The sequence below is a fragment of the Streptomyces sp. yr375 genome (assembly GCF_900110755.1).
Lineage (GTDB): Bacteria > Actinomycetota > Actinomycetes > Streptomycetales > Streptomycetaceae > Streptomyces.
In genome coordinates this window covers 1-22,485 of sequence record NZ_FOFF01000025.1, presented here as the reverse complement: position 1 = coordinate 22,485, position 22,485 = coordinate 1, and the positions used below count along the sequence as shown (strand labels likewise).

Here is a 22,485-nt window from a genome sequence, read left to right as displayed (position 1 = left end):
CGATCGGTATCGGTCGGTGTGTATAGTCGGGCGCCAGAGGTCCCCTACGTCAAGGAAAGACGAGGTCGCGCGGTGAAGAAGCTTCTCCTGGTCGCACTGGCCGCCATCGGCGGGCTCCTCGTGTACCGCCAGATCCAGGCGGATCGCGCCGAGCAGGACCTGTGGACGGAGGCTACCGACTCCGTGCCCACGGGTTCTTGAGCCGTATCGAAGACTGAGCAAACCCCGGCCGCCGCTTGCGGTCGGGGTTTTGTGTTGCGTGATCCCCGGACTGCGTCTAGAAGCGGCCTTTTCGGACGCTCGTGGCGGATGCGCGGGTGACACGCGCGCGTGCGGGGCAGGATGGCCCACGTTCGGTCGAAGGCGAGGGGGCGGGGTTGATGGCCCGGCGGGCGGGGCGGGTGATGCGTACGGGGTGTACGGGGCGTGGGGTGGCTGTGTGGCAGGCCGTCGTGCGGATCGTGGCTGTGGGGGCGGTGCTCTGTGCGTCGTCGGTGGCGCTGCCCGGGACGGTCGCCCTCGCCGCGCCGGGTGTCCCGTCGTACGCCTTCGCCGACGACGTCCGTAGCGCTCCGGCGGCGACGGGCACCTCCGACGCCGTACGCCTGGAGCCCGGCGCGACCTACCGGAGTGCCCTCCAGGGGGCGAAGGCCTACTTTCGGCTCGAGCTCGACGGTGTGTCGAACGTGTACGTCTCCGTGACGGCCGTCCCGCGCGCGGGGGCCACGCTCGCCGTCGGCGACGGGATCAGCGTCTCCGTGCAGGACTCCGACGGCGCCCGGTGCTCCAATGACTCGGCGGGCGTGGGCGCGTCCACGAGCCCGCAGCCGATCACGGCGTGGGGTGCGCGTGAGTTCGCGCCGGGCAAGGGGCTGTGCCAGGACGCCGGTACGTATTACGTCGTCGTCGAGCGGACCGGTACCAGTGGGGAGGACTGGGGGCTGGAGCTCGCGCCTGTTTCCGAGTCGCCGCTGAAGAAGGCGGTCGCCACGGGTGTGCCCGAGGCGTGGGACTCGGCGACGCCCGTGCCGCCGGTCGCCGAGCCGGTCGCGGTGCGGGGCGGGGCCGGCTTCGCCAAGGCGACCGGTGTGGAGGAGGGGGTGTGGAGCGACGCGATCGTTCCCGGGCAGACCCTCTTCTACAAGGTGCCCGTTGACTGGGGGCGGCAGGTGTCCGCCGCCGTCGATCTGGCCGGCGCGGACACGGACTCCGGGTCTCCTGGGTCTTCCGGGGTCTCCGGGTCTTCCGAGTATGTGGTCGACGCCCTGGACCTGGCGCTCTACAACCCCGTGCGAGCCGAGGTGAAGGACGCGAGTGTCGGTTACGGCGGCACCCAGAAGTCGGCCTCGCTGCCACCTGTCCCGCCGGTCCGGTACGTCAATCGGTACGCGCCCACCGATCCGATGAACTCGCTGCGGTTCGCCGGCTCGTACTACCTCGTCGTGCACCTCGCCGCGCAGGTGGCCGAACGTTTCGGCGAGGGCCCCTACGGGCTCACCCTGCGTGTCCGGCTCGGCGGCAGCGCGCAGGCCGGGCCGGGGTACGCGGAGCAGTCGGCGCCGCGCGGGTTCTTCGACGTCGGCGCCCGGGACCAGGGGTTCTCGGAGGATGCCGACGCGTCGGGGGGTGGCGCGGCGGGCGGTGACTCCGCGATGACGGCGGTCGCCGTGGGCGGCATCGGCACCGGGAGTGCGCTGCTGACGGTGCTCGGCGTGTGGACGCTGACCGCCCGGCGCAGGGCCGCCGTTCAGATACGCGCCAACGCCCAGAACCCCACGGCGTAGCAGACCAGCGCGAGGAACAGCAGCGGCACCGCGACCTTCGCCGGCGGCCCGGGACGCACCCGGCGAGCGGCACGATGCCCACGCCGACCGGCCTGCTGCTGTGCGACGGCCTGTGCTGCACCTGCCTGCGGGTTCTGGGCGGTGTACGAGGCGGTGAGGTCGTACGGGGGCTGTGGGGGCTGTGTGGGCGTGGGGGTGGGGGTGGGTGTGGGTGTGGGAGAGGAGAAGGGCGTGGCCGTCGGTCGGGGAGGCTGCAGGTGGAAGGTTCCGGTGTCCGACATGGAGGAGTCGGAGACCGAGACCGGGCCCGAACCGGAGCCGGAACCAGACTTCGAGTTGATCGAGTTGATCGAGTTGGCGTTGGTGTGGGGCGGGGTGATGGGCGGTGTGGGAAATCCTTCTGCCCGGGAAGGCAGATCGCCGGTGCCCGGAGGGGCCGGATCGGGGGGCGTTTGCGGACGGGCGGGCAGAGAGCCGGTGCGTCGGCTTGGTGCGGGTGGGCCGTCGGGGCCGAACCCCTTGGGCAGTGGGCCGAGTTGGTCGAAGATCTCGATCGACTCGTCGTTGTCCGGGCCGGGCTCGGGCAGGAGTTCGGCGGCTGCCGCGAGCGCCTTGCGCGCCCCTGTGGCCGTACGGAAGCGTGCCTGTGGATCCGGCTGGAGCAAGGTGGCGACGACCTGCCAGAGCGGATCCGGAACGCTCTTCGGAGCGCCCGGAGTCCCGTGTTCCGCGAAGTACTGGACGAGCGCCTTGGCGTCCGGCTTGGCGCCCTCCAGCAGGAACAGCGCGACCAGGCCGACGGCGAACAGGTCGGCCGGGAAGTCCGGGTCGGCGCCCATCATCTGCTCGGGCGCGAGGTAACCGGGCGTCCCCACCACGAGGTTGGTCTCGGTCAGGCGGGGCTCGCCGAGCCGCATCGCGATGCCGAAGTCGGAGAGCCGGAGGCGCGGCCGGGCCGTTCCGGTGGCCTCCAGCAGGATGTTGGCGGGTTTGATGTCGCGGTGCACGACGCCTTCCGCGTGGACCGCGGTGAGCCCGGAGAGCAACTGGTCGAGCAGGGTGCAGACGAACGCCGGGGGCAGCGGACCGTAGTCGCCGACGAGGTGGACCAGCGAACCGCCGCCGACCAGGTCCATGGTGAACAGGACCTTGTCGTCGTCGGCGGCCCAACTGGCGGGCGCGAGCACATGCGGGTGGTCGATCCGCAGCGCCTGCTCGCGGACGAAGCGCAGCAGCGCGTGCGCGTCGCTCTGCTGGAGCACCTTGGCGGCCACGTAGCGGCGACGGCGATGGTCCCAGGCGCGCCACACCGCGCCGACCCCTCCGCGGCCGATCGGGTCGGCCAGTTCGTACCGTCCGGCGAAGACCTCACCCATGGCAGTGCGTCGCTCCTCCCCCTGTCCCGCTGGTCCCCCTGGTCCTTAGCCCCCCCCGGGCCCCCTGATCCTGGTCCCCCTGGTCCTTAGCCCCCCCCGGGCCCCCTGATCCTGGTCCCCCTGGTCTCTCTGCCCCCCTGGTCCCCCCTGATGCTGCCGACTGCCCGGTTGCCGAACCCCCTTCGGCGACCGGGCCGACGGCTCAGCCCTGGTGGGACTGGTAGTGCGTGACCGCGTCAGAGGTACGGCCGGCGCCGTACACCCGGAGGAACTCTGCCAGTTCCGGGTGGGTCGGGGCGAGGGTCTCCGCGGCGTCGATGATGTCGCCGGCGGCGGCCACCGAACGCAGCAGGGACTGGATCTCGCGGACGACCCGCTTGACCGTGGGCGCCCCCGAACTGCTCGTGGTCTGAGTGGTGTTGCTGAGCACCGAGCCCCCCTGAGACTGTTTGATCTCGTCCATGCGCTCGGTCGCCTCGGCGGCGCTGACGCTGCCGTCCGCGACCTGCGCGGCCAACTCCTGAAGCAACTGCACCCGCTGCACCACAGCCGGGTTGCCGATCTTCGCCCGCTGACCACTCATCAACTGCGACAGCATCGGCGCCGACAGTCCCAACACCCCCGCGAGACGAGCCTGGTTGAGACCAAGATCGTCGATGAGCTTACGGAAGAGCGCCCCCAGCGGCTCCCCGTACCAGTTCCGCTGCAGTTCCCGCGCTCTCGCGGTCGCTTCCTGCTGTGCGGCGTCCATTGCGTCTCCCCATCGCTTCCCCAGAAACCGCGGTTCGCGGTAGCGAACCACGTCCGAGCATCTTACGGAGAGTGGTCATCCGCGGGGACCCCCAATCTTTTTGCGAGATACCCCGGGTGACCCGGTACTCTGGTCTGCGGCGCCCGCCGGTGCGAGCTTTCTCCGGCCGGACGTCTCTTGCGGGGCCTTAGCTCAGTTGGTAGAGCGCTGTCTTTGCATGGCAGATGTCAGGGGTTCGACTCCCCTAGGCTCCACACAGGGAAAGCCCTCCTGACCTGCGGAAACGTGGGTCAGGGGGGCTTTTCTGCTGCTGCTGGTGGGCACGGAGTGGGCACATCGCGTCGATCACCGTCGTTCCATGGCCTCCATCGAATCCAAGGAGCGAAGGGGCGGGAACTCCACGTTCGTCGTCCGCTGGTGCGCCGCCGGAGTCCGGAACGGAAAGCGGGAGTCGGAGGTGTTCGACGACCTCCCGTCCGCCGAGCGGTTCCGCGATCTCGTGAAGGCGCAAGGTGAGCAGTGGCCGCCAGGGTGGACGCGCGGGCAAGGATTCGTTGAGGACCGTCGTCGCAAGGACACGATGTTCGAACCCTTCGCCCTCGCCTACGTGGACCACCTCACCGGCATACAGGGCGACACCCGGAGTAAGTACAAAAAGGATGTACGGGAGAACATGGCTCCCTGGTTCGGTCCGTATTCCGTGGAGGACGGCGAGGGCAGCATCGTCCGGGGCATGGTCCAGGACTGGGTCAACGACCTCGAAGCCGGTCGTCTCGCTCCGCTCGACCCGTGCGACCGGAAGCCCCGGACTGCGTACGCGCCGAAGACTGTGCATAACAAGCACGGTCTGCTCAGCGCCATCATGCAGTCCGCCGTTGATGCAGAAACGTCACTGCGAGCTACCAACCCATGCGCTAAGACGCGCCTTCCCCGGCTCGACTCAACCGAGGACGAGGAAGAGATGGTTTTTCTCGAACGGGAGGAGTGGGCCTGGATCTACGAATGCCTCCGCGATGACGCCAAGGATCTTGCCGAGACATTCGCGGAGATCGGCTTCCGGTGGGGTGAGGCGACCGCGCTTCAGCCCCGGGATCTCCGGCGTCGGAATGGCCGGCCCGCCATCCGCGTCCAAAGAGCCTGGAACAAGGACGAGGACGGTAAGTCCGTACTCGGTCCCCCGAAGACCCGGAAGTCCCGCCGGACCGTCGTCATCACCCACAAGCTGGACCAGATGCTGCGGCGGCGGGCCAAGGGACTGGCTCGCGATGCCCTGATCTTTACAGGACCCGAAGGGCGCAAGTGGGACCCCGGAACCTTCCGCCGTCTGCGCTGGGTGCCCGCGATCGAGCTGGCCGCAGAAAAGTACGACCTCCTCAAGCGACCGCGCATCCATGACCTCCGCCACTCTCATGCGTCGTGGCTGATTGCGGCGAAGGTGCCCCTGCCGGCCATCCAGAGGCGGCAGGGGCACGAGTCCATCACCACCACCGTGGACCGCTACGGCCACCTCCTGGACGCGCTGGACGACGAAGTCATGGCCGCCGTCGAATGGGCGATGGACCCGACCGCCCCGCTCCCCGGCTTCTTGGAGCGCTCTGGGCTCGCCTCCGCGACAGGCGACCTCCCTCACGTCCCCCGCCAGCGATCCGGCCTGGCTCAGGAGACCTGGAAGGTTCACTACGCGGGCCTCCGAGTTCCGGACCGAGTACCGGTTTGACGGCATCACCGAGGTTCATGCCCGCGGGATCAACAAGGCCGCTGTGAACAGGGCCTTCAGGGAGGCCAGCATGGAGGCGCTCAAGGTCTGTTCGAAGAACCCGTATCCGGGATCCGTGGGCTCTAGTTGTATTGCCCTGTGAGGTTGGTTTCGGGCGCAACGAGTCGATGGTGAGCAGGCCCCGTACAGTGAGGTCAATGCCCGCAGCACGAGCACCGTCCGGCGGATCCCTGTGAATTGCCAGAGGGCTTCCCGGGTCTTTGCGGCGGGCCAGCCCCGTCCGCGGCAACCTGCCACACTCGACCCTTTGGCATGCCTTGGTCGAGTGGGTCACCATGCTCATCGTCACCCGCGAGGGAGACCGCCGCTGCAAGCTTCTGCCGCACCAACGTGCCCTGGTCGTGCTGGTGCACCTACACCCGCACGACAACCTCGCCCAGCTCGCGGCCAGTCGGCATCTCCGTCGGCACCGCACACGCCGACATGGCCGCGGTGTTCGGCCTGCTCGCTCGCCGACCGCGCTCGGCCTGCTGAGGGCCCTACACGAAGCCGACCCGCATTACATCCCGGTCGACGGCACCTTGGAGCGACGGCCCTGAAAAGGCTCATTCGGATTTGGCAAGAGGATCGTAGGCGACTTCCTCCCAGCTACGGAAATCAGTTCCCGCAATATTGACTCTGAATGGGATGGGCCCAGGATCATTGACGATCGCGGGGGCCGATCCATTAGTTCGTCCACCTGATCCACTGGCTTCAGCCCCACTCCAGTTCCGCCCGTTGGACGAGCGTAGAAACTCGCCGTAGTCAATATATCCATCGCTTGAATAGTCAACTGCGCAAAGGATTTCATCCACTAGGTCACTCAGGCAGGAAGGTCCCGAACTGATGTTGCCCGACCGCTCGATTTCCTGCCACGCTCCCCAGGTGTTGGTCCCATATGTTGCGAAGCTGTAGTAGAGGTGGTCATCTAGCCCGACGTGACCCATGCCAATCTCCGGCGACCCATTGCTTGAATGACGATAGAGAACGCTGGGTGCGTAAGAACTCCGAACCCCTGGAACCTGAATAGAGTTCTGCCAACCACGTGCATTCTCGATGTCAGAATTAAACGTAGTGTAGATGTTTTCGTTGGTTGCGCCACGATAGGCTACGAAAATCGCACTACTGGTCTGCTGGCCCTGCGCATTTCCAACGACAGCGACGGAAGGCGGACGATTGGTCGCCGCTCCAGAGATTGCTTGCCATGGCCTCCAGTGTGTCTGGCTCGAGGCGGTGGGGGCATCGTACGTATACGAGTAATAAATTTGGTTGTCGGTGCCCGTGTGGAAGATGGCGGCCCCATTTGTGCCAACCGGGATGACGGTGGGGCTGTAGTGGGTCTGGGCCCCGTAGACCGTGAACGGCTGACCGCCATTAATCGCAACCCAGATTTGGTTGTCGATCCCGCGCTACGCTCTGACATTGGTTCTAGGGGAGCCGAAAGGATTAGCGAAAGCTTCGCTTGCCGCATTCGGAGTTTCGATCCAGTAGGGACCATTCGACGTACCGAAACCAATCAACTGCCGCATCCAACTGCCTTCACCGGGCGGACCTCCGGCTGCATACGTGGATGAGGCGCCGATCAGGCTCATTGCGAACGCAGCAAAGAGTGCGAAGGCGGAACGTCGAACCTGCTTGAGTTTTTTTACTCATTATGCTCCTTGCTTAGTGATGCGTTGTGATTGTCTTTGCTTGGGCGCGGCAGCCAAGCGGATGCGCCTGCCGCAGAAATGATCACTGAATGAGGGGCAGGGTCGTCGCCCCTCATGGCGTGTAGTCCCCTGCGTGGACAGCACGCTAAGCACCCGAAATCTTTGGATGGGTGAACGTGGCTGCCTTCTTTATGGAACGCGAGCGCCACCGCGTGCATCTTCCCCAGCGCCAGAATCCAGATGATTGATAAGATCAGCAAGTGATGGGGTTGGCATCTCATGAGGCTTAACGACATGGCGCGCAGGGGTGACTCCGCCTCCGCGGTGGATTTCGTGTGGGAGACCAGGACGCACCTTGTGGACGTCACCGTGCCTGGCGGTGCCCCGGACGCGTCCGACCTCCTGCGCCGCGACTGGGAGGCGCAGGTGGGCGACGCGGTACCCATCCCGCCCTGCCGGCCCGTCACCGACGACGACTATCGCGTCCGCATTCACCACTCCAAGGTGGCCGACATGGTCGTGGATGATGTGTACAGCGATTCCATCGTCGGCGGCACAGGGGGCACCTTCAACCACCTCAACGACTGCGTGGTACTGCACGTGGTGCGCCGGGGAGGATGGCGCTTCGGCCGGTCGGACGGCGCTGGCGACACCGTGGAGGTATCGGCTGGCCAGTTCCTCGCGCGGTACAACGCCCCGTCGTGGGACTTCGGGATCAGTTCCCGGACGGCCTCCCAAGTGCTGATCCTGCCCGCCGGTGAACTGCGGCCGCTCATGGGCGACCGGCATCTCGCAGGACCGTGCGATGGTGCGCCTCTTCGTGTGCTGATGGCCCATGTCGAGACGGTCACGTCCGTGCTGGACGACCTGTCCCCGGCTGCCGTGCAGGCCGCCCGGAACGCCATGACCGAGCTGGTCAAGGGCGTGCTCACCGGCGGGGTCGATGGTGACGAGCCCCAGCTTGCCCCCGCGCTGGCAGGCGCCGCGCAGAGGATCCTGGAAGGCCTGCTCACTGAGCCAGAGCTCTCCCCGCGGCTGCTGGCCCGGGAACTGAACGTTTCCGTGCGCACGCTGCACCGGGCCTTCGCCGACCAGGGCGAGCCGCTGATGGCGTATGTACGCCGTCGGCGCATCGAGCGGGCCCTGCAGGACCTCACGTCGCCAGGTTCGCGGCTGAGCGTCAGGCAGGCGGCTGCACGCTGGGGCTTCGCGGACAGCAGCCACTTCGTCCGCGCCTGCAAAAAGAGGTACGGCCAGACGCCCTCCCAGTACGCCCGGATACACGCAGACCTTAGCGAAGGCGCGGTGGAACGTGAGGTGGTGCGTTCAGTCGTACAGGATCGGCAGGCCGGGGTGGAGGTAGCGCCTGTCCAGGGCGATGTTGAGCAGGGCCTCGGTGACCGCGCCCGGGAGATTGTCGGTGGCCGCGAGGCCGTTGGGTAGGTAGTCGCTGCCTCGTCTGAGAATTCCGGTGCCTGTGCGGTGGCCCAGGAGGTTCGTGTGCGGCACCGGGACACAGGCGCGCTGCGCGCATTGGTTCAGAGTGCGGGGCAGGCTTCGAGTGGCTCGGCGACAGTGGTGTGTGCTGCGGCTGGGACGCGGCCCGCTGCGACCCGTCTGTTCGAACTCCTCTGGAGGTGGTGATCTGCGCGCTCACCATCGTCGAGGCCGTCCACGCCTGTACGAGCAGGGCCATGCTTGGCTCGTTGCTGTCCGGCCTGAGGGTAATCCCGGTGGGCGATGAGGAGGCGAAGGCGGCCTCGGCGCTGTTGACGGGGGCAGGGCTGCACGGTCACAAGTGCGCCATCGACGCGGCCATGGCCGAGGCCGCCCTGCGCCAGCAGCGTCCAGTGGTCATGCTGACGTACGACGTCGACGACATAGCCGACATGGCCAAGCTCTGCGGCGACCGGGTCCGGCTCGTGGCTGTGTGAGGCGGCCTCGTGCGTCCTTCGCTCTGGAGCTTCAGGACTTCTATAGGCGCCAACTGGCAGGTTCCAGCGGTGACTTCGCGGCCTGCGGATGGCGAGGGGCCATCGCGGCGACGTGCGCCGTCGCTTCCGCAAGACCTTCCAGTGCGTGGTGGATCCGACGGTTTTTCCACCCCTTCGGCTGCAATTTCTCCTTTTGGATACTTCGGCTCTATCTGTCCAGAGTCGGGTCAGAGCTGGTCCCAAAGCCATGCGATGGCCGGTATCTGAGGGGCGTCGAGGCGACGGGCCGAGGGTTTTTCCGCCCATTCGATGGAGTCGAGGAGGGCCGGTGAAATGCCTGTTACCTCGCTGTTGTACCGGGGCACGATCAAGCTGTATTCCAGGTTTCCTCGCACCAGGTGGCCAAGTTGGGCGAGGTACCGTTTGAGTGGCTCGCCGGCGTTGTGTTCAAGTGCCTTGGTCAGGTCGAGGAAAAGGCACATGATGCAGTCATGCAGTGCTACTGCGCATGCCAAAGCCGTATGGAGCGAAGTTCTGTTTTCGCTCGCCAGTACCCCGACGATATTCGACTCGAGTGTGTTTTCTGCGTTCTCTCTGTGGAAAGAGAACAGATCATTTCCGATGGTCATGAGCAGACAGGTCGCGTGCGAGACTGCGCGGACGCGTGGTGCCTCCCTGAGTGCTGGAGGCAGCGATGTTTCCTCGGCCAGCTCGATGAACGAGATGGTGGCTCTGGTGCCGCGGTCGCGTGGCCCGATGACCATGTAGTCCGCGAGGCTCGGCGTTCGACTGGCTGCCCGGTAGGAAACCAGCCCTGCGGCAGCGAACCACCATTGCGTAGTCGCGTCCGCCCACTCGCTGGAACTTTCCCCAGAGCGCTTTTCTCTTATGCACTGTGAGAGGTTCCGGTATCCCGCGGTGAAAGGATCGTCGCCTACCTGGGCTTCTGGATGGTCCAAGGCGTGGGCCATCCGCATGAGGATGGGAATGAGCTCCTCGGGTCGGCGGCTTGTCGGGCCTCGGTCCAGATGGGCATCATCGAATATCAGGCCCATACTGGTCCAGTCCGTAAATATCTGCAGGCCGGAAAGAGCGCCGTCGGGTGCAATCCTGCAGCACCAGTCTGCCGCGTGGCATCCCAGAAGGCGGGTTCGCTGTTCAGGATCATCGCAGAGGCCCAGCCCTGTCATCCACTCGATGTTTCGGCGCTCGACGTCCTGGACGTTGGGATTAATAGCTGACGGCAGCGGACAATAGAGCGGCGGTATCTCGAAGAACGAGCCGCTGACGGGCTCAGTCAATTTTTCCACGAAGATCTCCCTGGCCAGGCAGACAGTTTTCTACGGAGAATGCCGCCGGCCAGGCCGGCAGGTCGTGTGTGTGGGCTCCCTCAATGGGTCCTTTCGGCGAGTTCCATGGGGAGCCGGCCGGGGTGGATCACGATGGACCTGCTGGGGCGGATGCGGTGGCCGGGTACGGGGACGAGTCGCCAGCGGGAGGCGCTGGCCGCGAGCACGAGGACCATTTCCATCCAGGCGAATCTGTCGCCGATGCACAGGCGGCTACCGCCGCCGAACGGGATGAAGGAATTGCTTCGCTCATCGGTGGAGGAGTCCAGCCATCGCTCGGGCCGGAAGGTCATCGGCGCGGGGTAGAGGACAGGGTCGCGGTGCAGCGTCGCCTGGCTGAACACCAGCTCCGCGCCTGCCGGGACCGTGAACTGTCCCAGCCTTATGGGGTTGATCGCCCGCCGCATCAATATCCAGAGCGGGTGGTGGAGGCGCAGCGCCTCACAGACCACGCTGCGGGTATAGGCGAGCTTGGGGTAGTCGCCGATCTGGATCGGACGGTCGCCGATCGTGTCTGCCACCTCGGTGTGGACTCGCTGGTCGATTTCCGGGTTCTCGCCCAGGACGTGAAAGAGCCAGACCAGGAGGCTGGTGACGGTTTCCAGCGCGCCGACGAGCAGGGTGATGGTCTCGTCCTGGACTTCCTTGTCGGTCATCGTCTGACCGGTCTCGACGTCCTGTGCCGAGACCAGCATCGAGAGCAGGTCGCCGTGGTCCTCCCCGGACCTGCGGTAAATGCTGATCAGATCCTGGACGACCGACCTCAGCCCGGCGGCAGCGCGATCAAAGCGGCGATTGCCCGGTGTGGGAATCCTGTTCGCCAATTCGGGCAGGAGTGTGCGGCGGGTGATCCCGTCATTGAATACCGGCAGCGAGCGATGGACCTCTGCGATGGCATGGTGCGCGGCAGGCGACGCGAACAAGGTCGCCGTGAGGATTTTCATGACGAGGCGCTGAATCTCCTCGTCCACGCGGACGCGTTGACCATCCCGCCATTCGGCGGTGTGCTCTCCCACGCTCCGGATCATGACCTCTCCGTAGTGGGCGATCATGTCCCGGTGGAAGGAAGGCTGGATCATCCTGCGCTGCCGCCGGTGATGGGCTGCGGAGGCGTTTACCAGGCCATTCCCCGTGAATGGACGGGCCTTGTCCATCATTTTGCCTTTGTCGAAGTTACGTGCGTCGGTGACCAGCACACGGTGGATGAGATCCGGGGAATTCAGGACGTAGACCGGGCGGGTCCCGATGTGGATGAGTACGAGATCACCCTGAAGCCGCAGGTCCTGGAAGAACTGCATCCGTCCCCGCAGCAGCGGCACCGTGTGCCCGAGCAGCGGTATCCCGCCCCGTCCCCTCGGGGGAGTTGTAGCTGTTGCGATGGGATCCATGAACAGCTCACCTTCTTTGAGTGATTTCCATCCGGATGTGCCTGGCGGGCTGGTGAATGGTTACCGGTGGCGCCGCCGGGCGGCCAGTGCCGGCAGGACGGTGTGCTTGTGGGCGCGGGCGGCAAGTCCGCCATTCGGCTGGTCCTTCCGCCTGGTGGAGCGGGGAGTGTCACGCCACGGGTACGGCGAAAACACAAGCCGCTGTTGGGTCGAACTCACGCCAACACATCGCAGCAGAAAGCCAGTTCAGCACCGCTCCGTATGGCCGAGCCAGGCATGAAAGACGTGAACGAGTCGTACAACTCGCAACCTGGTGAATTTGTGAAACGCGGATACGGAACCTCGCACCCGCGAGGGCGCGGTCGGCGGGCCGGATGCCGTGTCGCTCCCGCAGGAGTGGAATCCGGCGGTTCGCATACGCCCGTCGCACCCGCTTACTTCCCCCACGTCCCCTATTTCCCCCGGATCGCTTCGCTTCACAGCCGTAGCGCGCCCAGCGAACGCCTCCGTGAACGTCACCGTGAACGCCTCCGTGAACGTCACCGTGAACGCCTCCGCGAACGGAGCGGGCAAGCGGAAGGGGAACTCGGTGAATGCGCGTTACGCGAGTGCGATCACCCCAGGCGCCCTGGGGGCATATCACCAGTGCGCGGGTTGTCCCCGGACATGTGCAAAGCGCACCGGCGACCGTTGCGATGGCGCGCGGCTTGCAGGACCCCCTCCTTCAGACACCGGCAAGAGCGCCGCATGCTCGTACGCCCAGGAGGCAGCCGTGCCACGCACCGCCAACACCCAGCTCACGCTTCTTTTGGAGGCGGCCGGCTGGGGCCCTGCCCAGTTCGCCGCCGCCCTCCGGGGCATCGCCGCCGAGCAGGGCCTGACGTTGACCGTCCATCTGACCACGGCGCGGCGCTGGCTGGAGGGCACCCAGCCCCGGCCCCCGCTGCCCGCTCTGATACTCGAATGCCTCTCCCGCCGCCTGGGCAGGCGCATCACGGCCCACGAGGCCGGCTTCACCCGAGCCCCGGCCCAACTCGTGGATCCCGCCTGGGAGGCCGACCCCGTCCGCAAACTCATCCACCTCACCCACGCCGAACTCGACCCGCACCGTCGCGCCCTGCTCGGCGCCGGCGTCCTCACGGCCACCGCACTCGCCCTGCCCGCCCGGGGCGAGATCCCGGCGGCACCCGACAGACCGGCACCCGACAGACCGGCACCCGACAGACGGGCACCCGACAGACCGGCACCCGACAGACGGGCACCCGACAGACCGGCGCACTCCGGCCGCGCCGCCGAGAGCGATCTGGAGCAACTGCGGACCATGGCCTCGGTGTTCGCCACCTCGGCCGACCAGTACGGCGGCCGGCACGTGCGCGCCGCCCTGGCCGCCTACCTCGCCCACGAGGTCGCTCCCCTCCTGCACCGTCCGGCCCACACCCGGGTGCACCACGGCCTCCTGGCCGCCACCGCCCGGCTCGCCCTGCTGCTGGGTTCCATATGCGCCGACAGCGGCCACCACTCCCTGGCCCAGCACTACCACCAGATCGCCGCCCGCCTCGCCGCCGACGCCGACGACCACGCCACCCTCGCCATCGCGCTGCGCACCATGGCCACCCACGCCCACGACCTCGGACAGCACACCCCCGCCGTCCTGAATCTCGCCGAACGGGCCGACCAGTACGCCCGGCACGCCCCACCCGCCGTCCGCGCCTATACCCACGTCCACCTGGCCGTGCTCAACGCGCACCACGACCGGCACGCCGCCGTGACCGCTCTGCTGCGCGCGGAACGTCTCCACCTCGAGGCCGATGACGAGCCGGGACCCTTCAGCAGCTACCCGGCCGGGGCCCTGCACTACCAACGCGCCCAGACCCTCGCCACCCTCAAGGACCGCACCGGCGCCCTCGCCGCTCTGACCACTTCCCTGCGCCTGCGCACCCCGACCGAACGCCTGCCCAGCGCGCTCACCCGGGCCCGCCTGGCCGAAACCCACCTACGCCTCGGTCACCTCGAACCCGCCCTCACCCACTGGCAGGCTCTCCTCGACGCCTACCCCACCCTTCGCTCCGTGCGCGCCGACCAACGTCTGACCGCGGCGGTCCAGCACCTGCGCCCGTACCAGCGACGTGCCGATGTCGCCGATCTCCTCGACCGCATCACGGAGCGGACCAGTCCGCCGTGGTGAACGGCCACCGCCTGACGGATGGTCACCTTTCAGCCCATGCGTGCCGCCCCACACCCCAGGGCGGGCAGGAGGCGAGTGGACGAGAGAGTAATCAAAGGGATCTTGCATGGTCGGACATTGTGCGCGCCCGCAGGCGTGTGCCGCCCTCCGACGCATGGGTCCCCCATCAATCCACTCCACCGGCCCTACCGCTCCACCGGCCCTACCGCGGCGGGCGAGACCCCTCCCGCCTGCGGAGACACAGAACGGGAGGGGTCTTTTCGCTTGCTGTCTTGCTCTCTTGCTCTCTTGCTGTCTTTCCGGGCGTCGGGCGTCGCTCAGCTACGGTCCTCGCGGTTCGCGGCCTCGTTCTCGGCGTCCTTCTCGGCTTCCTTGGCCTGGACCTCGGGGTCCAGGACCGACGGGTCGGCGCTGCCGTCCACCGAGGTCAGGCCCGCGGCGGGGACCTCCGTGGCGGCCGGCGGCTCGACCAGCCAGTCCGGGTTGGCCTGCCTGTCCCACCACTTCCAGGCCGCGTAGGCACCGCCGGCGACGGCGCCGAGCACGGCCAGCGCCTTGGCGAGCTTGCCCGCCTTGGCGTGCCGCCGGTGCTTGCGCGCCAGCTTCTGGATCTCCTTCGGCGTCACCTGACCGCGCAGGGCGGCCAGCGCGGCGACGCTCCGGGCGGCGGCCTCGTCCTTCACGGGGCCGGCCGCGGCCACCGCCTGTTCGATCCTCGGCCGGGAGTACTCGGCGGCCTGCCGCGCGGCCAGCCGGGTACGGGCTGCCGCTTCCTGCGCGGCCAGGTCGACCTTCGGCGGGACGTGCGTCTTCGCCTGTTCCAGATAGGGGACGACATGGGCGTCGTACTGGACGCGGGCCTGTTCGGCGGCCTGCGACACCTTGGGCGCGAGCCGTACGCGGGCCTCATGCGCGTACAGCGCGGCCCGCTCCTTGGCCGTGTCGGCGTAGGGCGCCACCACTTCCGCGGCGTGCAGCACGCTGCCCTTCGCCGAGCCGGTCGCGGAGCGCACGCTGTCGATGCGGGTCACGGGATCCTCCTCCTCGGTGGCGTACGGTATTTCGACTTTCCACCCTTTTACGGATCATGCCTGCCGAGGGCCGTCACGGCATGTGTGGACGGGCATATGGTCGACAGGCCGACAAAGCCGACGATGCCACGGATCGGCCCCGCCCGCCCCCGTCGCGCGCGACTCGGGCGTATTTCCGCAGCGGGCCGTCCGCCGTCGTACCCCGTGGGGCGTGCGAGGATCGTGGGGTCACAGGAAGACAACGGAAGGCAGATCGTGGCCGAGCACCTGTACGCCACCCTCAAGACCAACCAGGGCGACATCGAGATCCGGCTGTTCCCGGACCACGCCCCGAAGACGGTCAAGAACTTCGTCGAGCTCGCCACCGGCAAGCGGGAGTGGGTCAACCCGGAGACGGGCGCGAAGTCCAAGGACAAGCTCTACGACGGCACGGTCTTCCACCGGGTGATCAGCGGTTTCATGATCCAGGGCGGCGACCCGCTGGGCAACGGCACCGGCGGTCCCGGCTACAAGTTCGAGGACGAGTTCCACCCGGACCTGCGGTTCGACCGTCCCTACCTGTTGGCCATGGCCAACGCGGGGCCGGGCACCAACGGCTCGCAGTTCTTCCTCACCGTCTCCCCGACGGCCTGGCTGACCCGCAAGCACACCATCTTCGGCGAGGTCACCGACGCGGCGAGCCAGAAGGTCGTGGACGCCATCGCGACCACCCAGACCAACCCGCGCACCGACCGTCCGGTGAAGGACGTCGTCATCGAGTCGGTCGTCGTCGAGACCCGCCAGGCCTGAGCAGGCCTGGGCAGGCCCGAGCAGGCCTGAGCAGGTCCGGGAACAAAACGCCCCGCTCGTCCGTAAGGATGAGCGGGGCGGTTCCTTTCCCGACCGCGCCTCTTCGGATACGACTTCGACTTTCACGTACGACTCTCAGGTACGACTCTTTAGGGGAGCCCATGGACCAGGCGCCTGGCAGCCGGCAGGACGACGCGCACAGCGGCCTGCCCGTCTGCTATCGGCACCCCGGGCGGGAGACCGGCATTCGCTGCACCCGCTGCGAGCGCCCGATCTGCCCCGAGTGCATGGTCAGCGCCTCCGTCGGCTTCCAGTGCCCCACCTGCGTCCGCGAGGGTTCCGGTACCGGGCACGCGCCCAGCGCCTCGCAGCCCCGCACGCTCGCGGGGGGCGCGATCGCCGCCGATCCGCATCTGCTCACCAAGATCCTCATCGGCCTCAACCTGGCGATGTTCCTGGTGCAGCAGGCCGTCGGCGACAGTTTCACCGACCGGTTCGACATGATCGGCCGCGCGATCGTGCCGGCCCTCGGGTTCGGTGAGCTCCAGGGCGTGGCCGAGGGGCAGTGGTACCGGCTGCTGACCTCGATGTTCCTGCACGGCAGCATCATCCACATCCTGTCCAACATGCTCAGCCTGTGGTGGATCGGCGGCCCGCTCGAAGCGGCCCTCGGCCGGGCCCGCTTCCTCGCGCTGTACCTGGTCTCCGGTCTCGCCGGCAGCGCGCTGACGTACCTGCTCGCCGAGCCCAATCAGCCCTCGCTCGGCGCGTCCGGGGCCATCTTCGGGCTGTTCGGCGCGCTCGCCGTGCTGGTGCGGCGGCAGCGCTACGACATGCGGCCGGTCATCGCCCTGCTGGTGATCAACCTGGTCATCACGTTCGGGTGGAGCGGCATCGCCTGGCAGGCCCACGTCGGCGGTCTGGTCGCCGGTGTCGTCATCGGCGTGGCCATGGTCTACGCCCCGCGCACCCCGCGCGAGCGCCGTGCCCTCGTGCAGTACGGGACGTGCGCGCTGATGCTGGTCGCCGTCGTGGTCGTGACGCTCCTGAGGACCACCCAGCTCACCTGAGCGCGCTGTTTTCCACAGTCTGTGTCGATTCTTGTGCACAACGTGCGGGAACAACTGTGCCCCCTGTCGCTGACCCGTGTTTACGCAGGTCAGGCAGGGGGCGAACAGTTCTTCGAGTGAAGGTGGCAGCCGGTAGTTACGTCACACCGGCGTCAACCTCCGATGAGTTATCCACAGATCGTCTTTCTTTTCCCCATGTGGAAAACTGCTGTGGATAACTCAGGGGATAGCCCTGGGCAGAGCCGGGCCGTGCCCTACTTCCACTGCGTGGAGACGCCGAACCCGGCAGCGATGAACCCGAAGCCCACGACGATGTTCCAGTTGTCGAGCTTGTCGATCGGCAGCGAACCGTCGGTGACGTAGAACACCACGATCCAGGCGAGCCCGATGAGGAACATGGCCAGCATCACGGGGGCGACCCAGGCACGGTTGGTCAGCTTGATGGCGGTCGCCTGCTTCGCCGGCGGCGGCGTGTAGTCGGCCTTCTTGCGGATACGTGACTTCGGCACGAGGGTCTCTCCTGTCGATGCGCTGCGTGGCCGCGCAGGTGCTGGGTCGGGCTCGGGGGCTGTGTACTCGGGTACTGGGGGACTGAGGGGCTTCCCCGGGCGTCCGTTAGCGTAGTGCTTCTACGGCGCCGAAGGAGATAAGGGTACGTTGACCAATTCTGCCGACTCCTCCGGGACAGATTCAACGGATTCCGCCTCCGACTCCGTCACCTCCGCCTCTTCTCCCTCATCTGCCCCCTCGCCTTCCCCTTCTCCCACCCCTGAGCGCCGGGGCCGGTTCCGGCCCGTTCGGGTACTCACCGTGGGTGTCTTCGCCCTCGCCGGGCTGCTCTTCGTCACCAGTTTCAACACCGCCAAGGGCACCAATATCCGTACGGACGCCTCCCTGCTGAGGCTGTCGGACCTCATCGAGGAACGCAGCCAGAAGAACGGCGAGCTGGACGAGGCGAACGGGACCCTGCGCGAGGACGTGGAGTCGCTGGCCGAGGCCGACGACGGCAGTACGAAGGCCCAGGACGACAAGCTCGCGGGGCTGGAGAAGAAGGCGGGCACCCAGAAACTCAAGGGCGAGGCCCTCACGGTCACGCTCAACGACGCCCCGCCCAACGCCACCGCCAAGCTCCCCGGCTACCCGGAACCGCAGCCCGACTACCTCGTCATCCACCAGCAGGACCTCCAGGCGGTGGTGAACGCGCTCTGGCAGGGCGGCGCCCAGGGCATCAAGGTCATGGACCAGCGGCTGATCTCCACCAGCGCCGTCCGCTGCGTCGGCAACACCCTGATCCTCCAGGGCCGCGTCTACTCGCCGCCGTACAAGATCCAGGCGGTCGGGGACCCGGAGAAGCTGCAGCAGGCGCTCGCCGAGGCCCCGGCGATCCAGAACTACATGGTGTACGTGAACGTGTACGGCCTCGGCTGGAAAGTCACCGAGGACGGGACGGTGACTCTGCCGGGTTACTCGGGCACAGTGGATCTGCACTACGCGAAGCCTGTGGAGTAGCAAGCGGCGGGAGCGCCTGTGTCGATACGGGTGATCGTCAGGACGTTCAGCGAGCTGTGCATCACCGTCGGCGCCGTCATCGTCCTCTTCGTCTGCTACGTGCTGTTCTGGACCGGCGTCCAGGCCGACCGCGTCATGGGCGACCAGATCGACGACCTGCACGACCAGTGGGCGCGGCAGACCGCGTCACCCGGCCTCGCCCCGAGCGCGCGCCCCACCGACACCGCAGCCGAGCCGTCGCCGTACCGGAACGGCAGCCCCTTCGCGGTGATGTACATCCCGCGTCTTGGTTTCACGTGGAACAAGCCGGTGCTCGAAGGCACGGAGACCGGCACCCTGAAGAAGGGGCTCGGGCACTACGCCGGGACGGCGCGGCTCGGGCAGACCGGGAACTTCTCCGTCGCGGGTCACCGCCGTACGTACGGCGATCCTTTCAAGGACTTTCCCGAGCTCAGGCGGGGGGACGCGGTGGTGCTCACGGACGGGACGACGTGGTTCACGTATCGGATCGACAAAGGGCCTTACAAAACAGTGCCCTCGGACGTCGAGGTGATCGACGCTGTGCCACGTACGTCGGGGTACACGCGTCCGGGCCGGTACCTGACGTTGACCACGTGCGATCCGGAATGGGGGCACAGTCACCGGCTGATCGTCTGGGCGCACCTGGACTCCACACAGCCTGTGGAGGCAGGCGAACCGAAGGCCCTACGCCGTTAGTCTGGTGGCGTACGGCGTGAGTCAGGTGCCGTGGTACGACGGAAGGGACGGCATGTACGGCTGGATCTGGCGGCATCTGCCGGGAAACGCGTGGGTGAGGGCGCTGATCTCGCTCGTCCTGGTCGTCGCCGTCGTGTACGCGCTGTTCCAGTACGTCTTCCCATGGGCCGAACCGCTGCTTCCCTTCAACGATGTGACGGTGGACAACCAGTGAGCGCGCGCATTCTCGTCGTCGACAACTACGACAGTTTCGTCTTCAACCTGGTCCAGTACCTGTACCAGCTCGGTGCCGAGTGCGAGGTCCTGCGCAACGACGAGGTCTCCACGGCCCACGCCCAGGACGGCTTCGACGGCGTCCTGCTCTCCCCCGGCCCCGGGACGCCCGAGGAGGCCGGCGTCTGCATCGAGATGGTCCGGCACTGCGCGGCCACCGGCGTACCGGTCTTCGGCGTCTGCCTGGGCATGCAGTCGATGCAGGTGGCGTACGGCGGTGTGGTGGACCGGGCACCCGAGCTGCTGCACGGCAAGACCTCGCTGGTGGACCACGAGGGCAAGGGCGTCTTCGCGGGCCTGCCGACCCCCTTCACCGCGACCCGCTACCACTCGCTGGCCGCCGAGCCCGCGACGGTCCCGGCCGAACTCGAGGTCACCGCCCGTACGCACGACGGGATCATCATGGGTCTGCGCCACCGTGAACTGCCCGTCGAGGGCGTGCAGTTCCACCCGGAGTCGGTGCTGACCGAGCACGGGCACCGGATGCTGGCCAACTGGCTGGTGGAGTGCGGCGACCAGGGCGCGGTGGCGAGGTCGGTGGGGCTCGCCCCGGTGGTGGGCAGGGCCACGGCGTGACCGCGCTGCGCCCCGAGCGTGAGGACTCGTACGGCTCCGCGCCGTACGGGTCGTTCGGCGGTGATCAGTACGGCGCGGGGCCCTACGCGGGGGAGTCGTACCGGCCGCCCGCCGACGAGGAGACGGTGGCGCTGCGGATACCGCCGCCACCGGTGTCGTCGTCCGCGTCGTCCTCGTTCGGCGGCGGCCCCATATCGGCCTCTGGCGTCCTAGGGGCCTCTCCCGCCCCTGGATCCCCGGCCGGTGGCCGTGCGGCCCGCAGGAAGGCGGCCAAGGGCCGCCGTGGGCGCCATGGCGGCCAGGACGAGGCGGCGGAGTCGTCGGAGTCGTCGGAGTCGTACAACGGGTACGGCGGGTATCAGGGGTATGACGGATACAACGGGGCCGGCGGGTCCCACGGGGTCGACGCTCCGGCGCAGGACGAGCGGCCGTTGTCGCGTGTCGAGGCCCGTCGCCGGGAGCGGGCCCGTAAGCCGAGCGCGGCCGTGGTCGCGAGCCGGGCGGTGGGCGAGGTGTTCATCACCACCGGTGTGCTGATGCTGCTGTTCGTCACCTACCAGTTGTGGTGGACGAACGTGCGGGCGCACGCGGCGGCCGACCAGGAGGCGAGCACCCTCCAGGACGACTGGGCCAACGGCAAGCGCAACCCCGGGACCTTCTCGCCCGGGCAGGGCTTCGCGATGCTCCACATCCCCAAGCTGGACGTGGTGGTGCCGATCGCCGAGGGCGTCAGCAACAAGAAGGTGCTCGACAAGGGCATGGTCGGGCACTACGGCGAGGCCCCGCTGACGACGGCGATGCCCGACGCGAAGACCGGCAACTTCGGGCTCGCGGGCCACCGCAACACGCACGGCGAGCCGTTCCGGTACATCAACCGGCTCCAGCCGGGCGACGAGATGGTCGTCGAGACGCAGAGCGAGTACTTCGTCTACAAGATGACGTCCTCGCTGCCGGTGACCTCGCCGAGCAACACGAGCGTCCTCGATCCGGTGCCGCCGGACTCCGGGTTCACCGGGCCGGGCCGGTACATCACGCTCACCACCTGCACCCCGGAATTCACCAGTAAGTACCGCCTGATCGTCTGGGGCAAGATGGTCGAGGAACGGCCGCGCAGCAAGGGCAAGCCGGACGCGCTCGTCCAGTAGCCGGGCGGTTGGCCGGGCGGTCGAGTAGGCGTGCAGTCGAGTAGGGGCAGAGTGAACGTGGCAGCGACCACCGGCGACACCGAGCACGAAGAGCACGCGCGCGTGGACGCGCCCGAGCCCGCGCCCCGGCGGCGCGGGGGCGGGCGGATCGCGCTGGCCGTCAGCGTCTTCGGGGAGCTTCTCATCACGGCCGGCCTGGTCCTCGGCCTGTTCGTCGTCTACTCCCTGTGGTGGACCAACGTCGTCGCCGACCGGCACGCGAACCGGCAGGGCGACAAGGTGCGCGACAACTGGGCCCAGCAGGACACCGGTCCCGGGGCGCTCGACACCAAGGACGGCATCGGCTTCCTGCACGTTCCGGCGATGAAGAACGGCGAGGTGCTGGTCGAGAAGGGCACCTCGTCGAAGATCCTCAACGAGGGCGTCGCCGGCTACTACGTCGACCCCGTGAAGGCCGCGCTCCCGACCAGCGGCAAGGCGGGCAACTTCACGCTCGCCGCCCACCGCGACGGCCACGGCGCGAAGTTCCACAACATCGACAAGCTGGCGAAGGGCGACCCGATCGTCTTCGAGACGAAGGACGACTGGTACGTCTACAAGGTGTACGCGGTCCTTCCCGAGACCTCGAAGTACAACGTCGAGGTCCTCGGCCAGGTCCCCAAGGAGTCCGGCAAGAAGAAGGCCGGCCACTACATCACCCTGACGACCTGCACGCCGGTGTACACGAGCCGCTACCGGTACGTGGTGTGGGGCGAGCTGGAGCGGGTGCAGAAGGTCGACGCGGACCGCACACCGCCGAAGGAACTGGGCTGAGACGACAGAGGGACAAGCGAGTGGGCCCCACCGGACGCATCTTGGGTTCTGACGGTCCTCGCAACACCCGCGATCTGTGGGAGTTGCGAGGACCGTGGCCGTTGGACGCGATGATGTTTCGGGGTTGAGGGAGCGTTTCCTTGCGCGGCTGGATGCTGTGGGGAACGTGACCGTGGTGGCGCGCGAGCTGGGGGTGAACCGGAACACTGCCTTCGGCTGGGCTCGGAAGGCCGGACGGAGCTCGGTGCGCGTGTCGCGGCGGCATCCCGGGCGCGACGAGTACGAGCGGCTTCGGGCCGCCGGTGTCGCACGCCGGGTGGCGGCCAGGCAGGTCGGCGTGAACGAGCGCACGGCCAAGGACTGGGACTGGGGCGTCAAGAAGAGCCG

At 67.6% G+C, this 22,485-nt stretch carries 21 protein-coding genes, 1 tRNA gene and 1 pseudogene; 16 read left to right on the top strand and 7 right to left on the bottom strand.

Annotated features, from left to right (window positions below):
* Positions 1-72 precede the first annotated feature (72 nt).
* Positions 73-201 carry a DLW-39 family protein gene (locus BMZ82_RS41230; protein WP_003999697.1) on the top strand — a complete coding sequence of 43 codons (129 nt, stop codon included), beginning with the start codon at positions 73-75 and terminating at the stop codon, positions 199-201.
* 230 nt (positions 202-431) lie between these two features.
* Complete coding sequence (locus tag BMZ82_RS23635; RefSeq protein ID WP_256252068.1) at positions 432-1,784, top strand: hypothetical protein; 1,353 nt, start codon at positions 432-434, stop codon at positions 1,782-1,784.
* On the opposite strand, the gene BMZ82_RS23630 is transcribed toward BMZ82_RS23635, so the two are convergent.
* Entirely contained in the window at positions 1,748-3,160 is a 1,413-nt protein-coding gene (locus BMZ82_RS23630) for a serine/threonine-protein kinase (protein WP_093778995.1), read from the bottom strand. The genes BMZ82_RS23635 and BMZ82_RS23630 overlap by 37 nt on opposite strands.
* Positions 3,161-3,362: 202 nt before the next feature.
* On the bottom strand, positions 3,363-3,911 hold the full coding sequence (locus BMZ82_RS23625) for a helix-turn-helix domain-containing protein (protein ID WP_093778993.1): 549 nt from the start codon (positions 3,909-3,911) through the stop codon (positions 3,363-3,365).
* Positions 3,912-4,092: 181 nt separating this feature from the next.
* Here BMZ82_RS23625 and BMZ82_RS23620 point away from each other — a divergent pair.
* The 5 genes and pseudogenes from BMZ82_RS23620 (at position 4,093) to BMZ82_RS23600 (ending at position 9,253) form a co-directional block, all read left to right on the top strand.
* Positions 4,093-4,165: transfer RNA gene (locus BMZ82_RS23620), tRNA-Ala, on the top strand.
* A 104-nt stretch (positions 4,166-4,269) separates the two neighbouring features.
* Complete coding sequence (locus BMZ82_RS23615) at positions 4,270-5,628, top strand: tyrosine-type recombinase/integrase (protein WP_093778991.1); 1,359 nt, start codon at positions 4,270-4,272, stop codon at positions 5,626-5,628.
* 335 nt (positions 5,629-5,963) lie between these two features.
* Positions 5,964-6,212, top strand: a pseudogene (locus BMZ82_RS23610) (transposase family protein); the annotation flags it as partial.
* 1,464 nt (positions 6,213-7,676) lie between these two features.
* Positions 7,677-8,762 carry a helix-turn-helix domain-containing protein gene (locus BMZ82_RS41975; RefSeq protein WP_177244627.1) on the top strand — a complete coding sequence of 362 codons (1,086 nt, stop codon included), beginning with the start codon at positions 7,677-7,679 and terminating at the stop codon, positions 8,760-8,762.
* Between the two features lie 137 nt (positions 8,763-8,899).
* Complete coding sequence (locus tag BMZ82_RS23600) at positions 8,900-9,253, top strand: DNA-binding protein (protein ID WP_093778987.1); 354 nt, start codon at positions 8,900-8,902, stop codon at positions 9,251-9,253.
* A 227-nt stretch (positions 9,254-9,480) separates the two neighbouring features.
* On the opposite strand, the gene BMZ82_RS40285 is transcribed toward BMZ82_RS23600, so the two are convergent.
* The 3 genes from BMZ82_RS40285 to BMZ82_RS42755 all read right to left on the bottom strand — a co-directional run bounded on the left by BMZ82_RS40285 (position 9,481) and on the right by BMZ82_RS42755 (position 13,313).
* Positions 9,481-10,563 (bottom strand): terpene synthase family protein, encoded by a 1,083-nt coding sequence (locus tag BMZ82_RS40285; RefSeq protein WP_143098900.1) that lies wholly within the window; start codon positions 10,561-10,563, stop codon positions 9,481-9,483.
* An 80-nt stretch (positions 10,564-10,643) separates the two neighbouring features.
* Positions 10,644-11,990, bottom strand: coding sequence for a cytochrome P450 (locus BMZ82_RS23595; protein ID WP_093778985.1), 1,347 nt, complete (start codon positions 11,988-11,990; stop codon positions 10,644-10,646).
* Between the two features lie 639 nt (positions 11,991-12,629).
* Positions 12,630-13,313, bottom strand: coding sequence for a pentapeptide repeat-containing protein (locus BMZ82_RS42755; protein WP_371271296.1), 684 nt, complete (start codon positions 13,311-13,313; stop codon positions 12,630-12,632).
* A 7-nt stretch (positions 13,314-13,320) separates the two neighbouring features.
* On the opposite strand from BMZ82_RS42755, the gene BMZ82_RS42750 reads away from it, so the two are divergent.
* Positions 13,321-14,175: a tetratricopeptide repeat protein gene (locus BMZ82_RS42750; RefSeq protein WP_143098899.1), complete on the top strand. Its 855-nt coding sequence runs from the start codon at positions 13,321-13,323 to the stop codon at positions 14,173-14,175.
* A gap of 317 nt (positions 14,176-14,492) precedes the next feature.
* Here BMZ82_RS42750 and BMZ82_RS23585 read toward each other — a convergent pair whose 3' ends face one another.
* Entirely contained in the window at positions 14,493-15,206 is a 714-nt protein-coding gene (locus BMZ82_RS23585; protein WP_093778981.1) for a DUF5324 family protein, read from the bottom strand.
* A 255-nt stretch (positions 15,207-15,461) separates the two neighbouring features.
* On the opposite strand from BMZ82_RS23585, the gene BMZ82_RS23580 reads away from it, so the two are divergent.
* Positions 15,462-15,995 carry a peptidylprolyl isomerase gene (locus BMZ82_RS23580; RefSeq protein WP_093778979.1) on the top strand — a complete coding sequence of 178 codons (534 nt, stop codon included), beginning with the start codon at positions 15,462-15,464 and terminating at the stop codon, positions 15,993-15,995.
* 161 nt (positions 15,996-16,156) lie between these two features.
* On the top strand, positions 16,157-17,065 hold the full coding sequence (locus BMZ82_RS23575) for a rhomboid family intramembrane serine protease (protein WP_093778977.1): 909 nt from the start codon (positions 16,157-16,159) through the stop codon (positions 17,063-17,065).
* A 254-nt stretch (positions 17,066-17,319) separates the two neighbouring features.
* Here the strand turns inward: BMZ82_RS23575 and crgA are convergent, their stop codons facing one another.
* Positions 17,320-17,574 (bottom strand): cell division protein CrgA, encoded by a 255-nt coding sequence (gene crgA, locus BMZ82_RS23570; RefSeq protein ID WP_093778975.1) that lies wholly within the window; start codon positions 17,572-17,574, stop codon positions 17,320-17,322.
* A 301-nt stretch (positions 17,575-17,875) separates the two neighbouring features.
* Between crgA and BMZ82_RS23565 the strand changes: the two genes are divergently transcribed.
* Genes BMZ82_RS23565 through BMZ82_RS23540 form a run of 6 tightly spaced genes read left to right on the top strand, consistent with a single transcriptional unit; the run spans position 17,876 to position 22,098 of the window.
* Complete coding sequence (locus BMZ82_RS23565) at positions 17,876-18,574, top strand: DUF881 domain-containing protein (protein WP_256252067.1); 699 nt, start codon at positions 17,876-17,878, stop codon at positions 18,572-18,574.
* A 24-nt stretch (positions 18,575-18,598) separates the two neighbouring features.
* The gene (locus BMZ82_RS23560; RefSeq protein WP_093779141.1) at positions 18,599-19,291 is read left to right on the top strand and encodes a class E sortase; all 693 of its coding nucleotides are present in this window, start codon (positions 18,599-18,601) and stop codon (positions 19,289-19,291) included.
* Positions 19,292-19,307: 16 nt separating this feature from the next.
* The gene (locus BMZ82_RS23555) at positions 19,308-19,505 is read left to right on the top strand and encodes a hypothetical protein (protein ID WP_177244624.1); all 198 of its coding nucleotides are present in this window, start codon (positions 19,308-19,310) and stop codon (positions 19,503-19,505) included.
* The gene (locus BMZ82_RS23550) at positions 19,502-20,140 is read left to right on the top strand and encodes an aminodeoxychorismate/anthranilate synthase component II (RefSeq protein ID WP_093778969.1); all 639 of its coding nucleotides are present in this window, start codon (positions 19,502-19,504) and stop codon (positions 20,138-20,140) included. The genes BMZ82_RS23555 and BMZ82_RS23550 overlap by 4 nt, the downstream gene beginning before the upstream one ends.
* Positions 20,137-21,285 carry a class E sortase gene (locus BMZ82_RS23545; protein WP_093778967.1) on the top strand — a complete coding sequence of 383 codons (1,149 nt, stop codon included), beginning with the start codon at positions 20,137-20,139 and terminating at the stop codon, positions 21,283-21,285. Before BMZ82_RS23550 ends, BMZ82_RS23545 begins: the two co-directional genes overlap by 4 nt.
* A 57-nt stretch (positions 21,286-21,342) precedes the next feature.
* Positions 21,343-22,098 (top strand): class E sortase, encoded by a 756-nt coding sequence (locus BMZ82_RS23540; RefSeq protein ID WP_177244625.1) that lies wholly within the window; start codon positions 21,343-21,345, stop codon positions 22,096-22,098.
* The last annotated feature ends 387 nt before the right edge of the window (positions 22,099-22,485 follow it).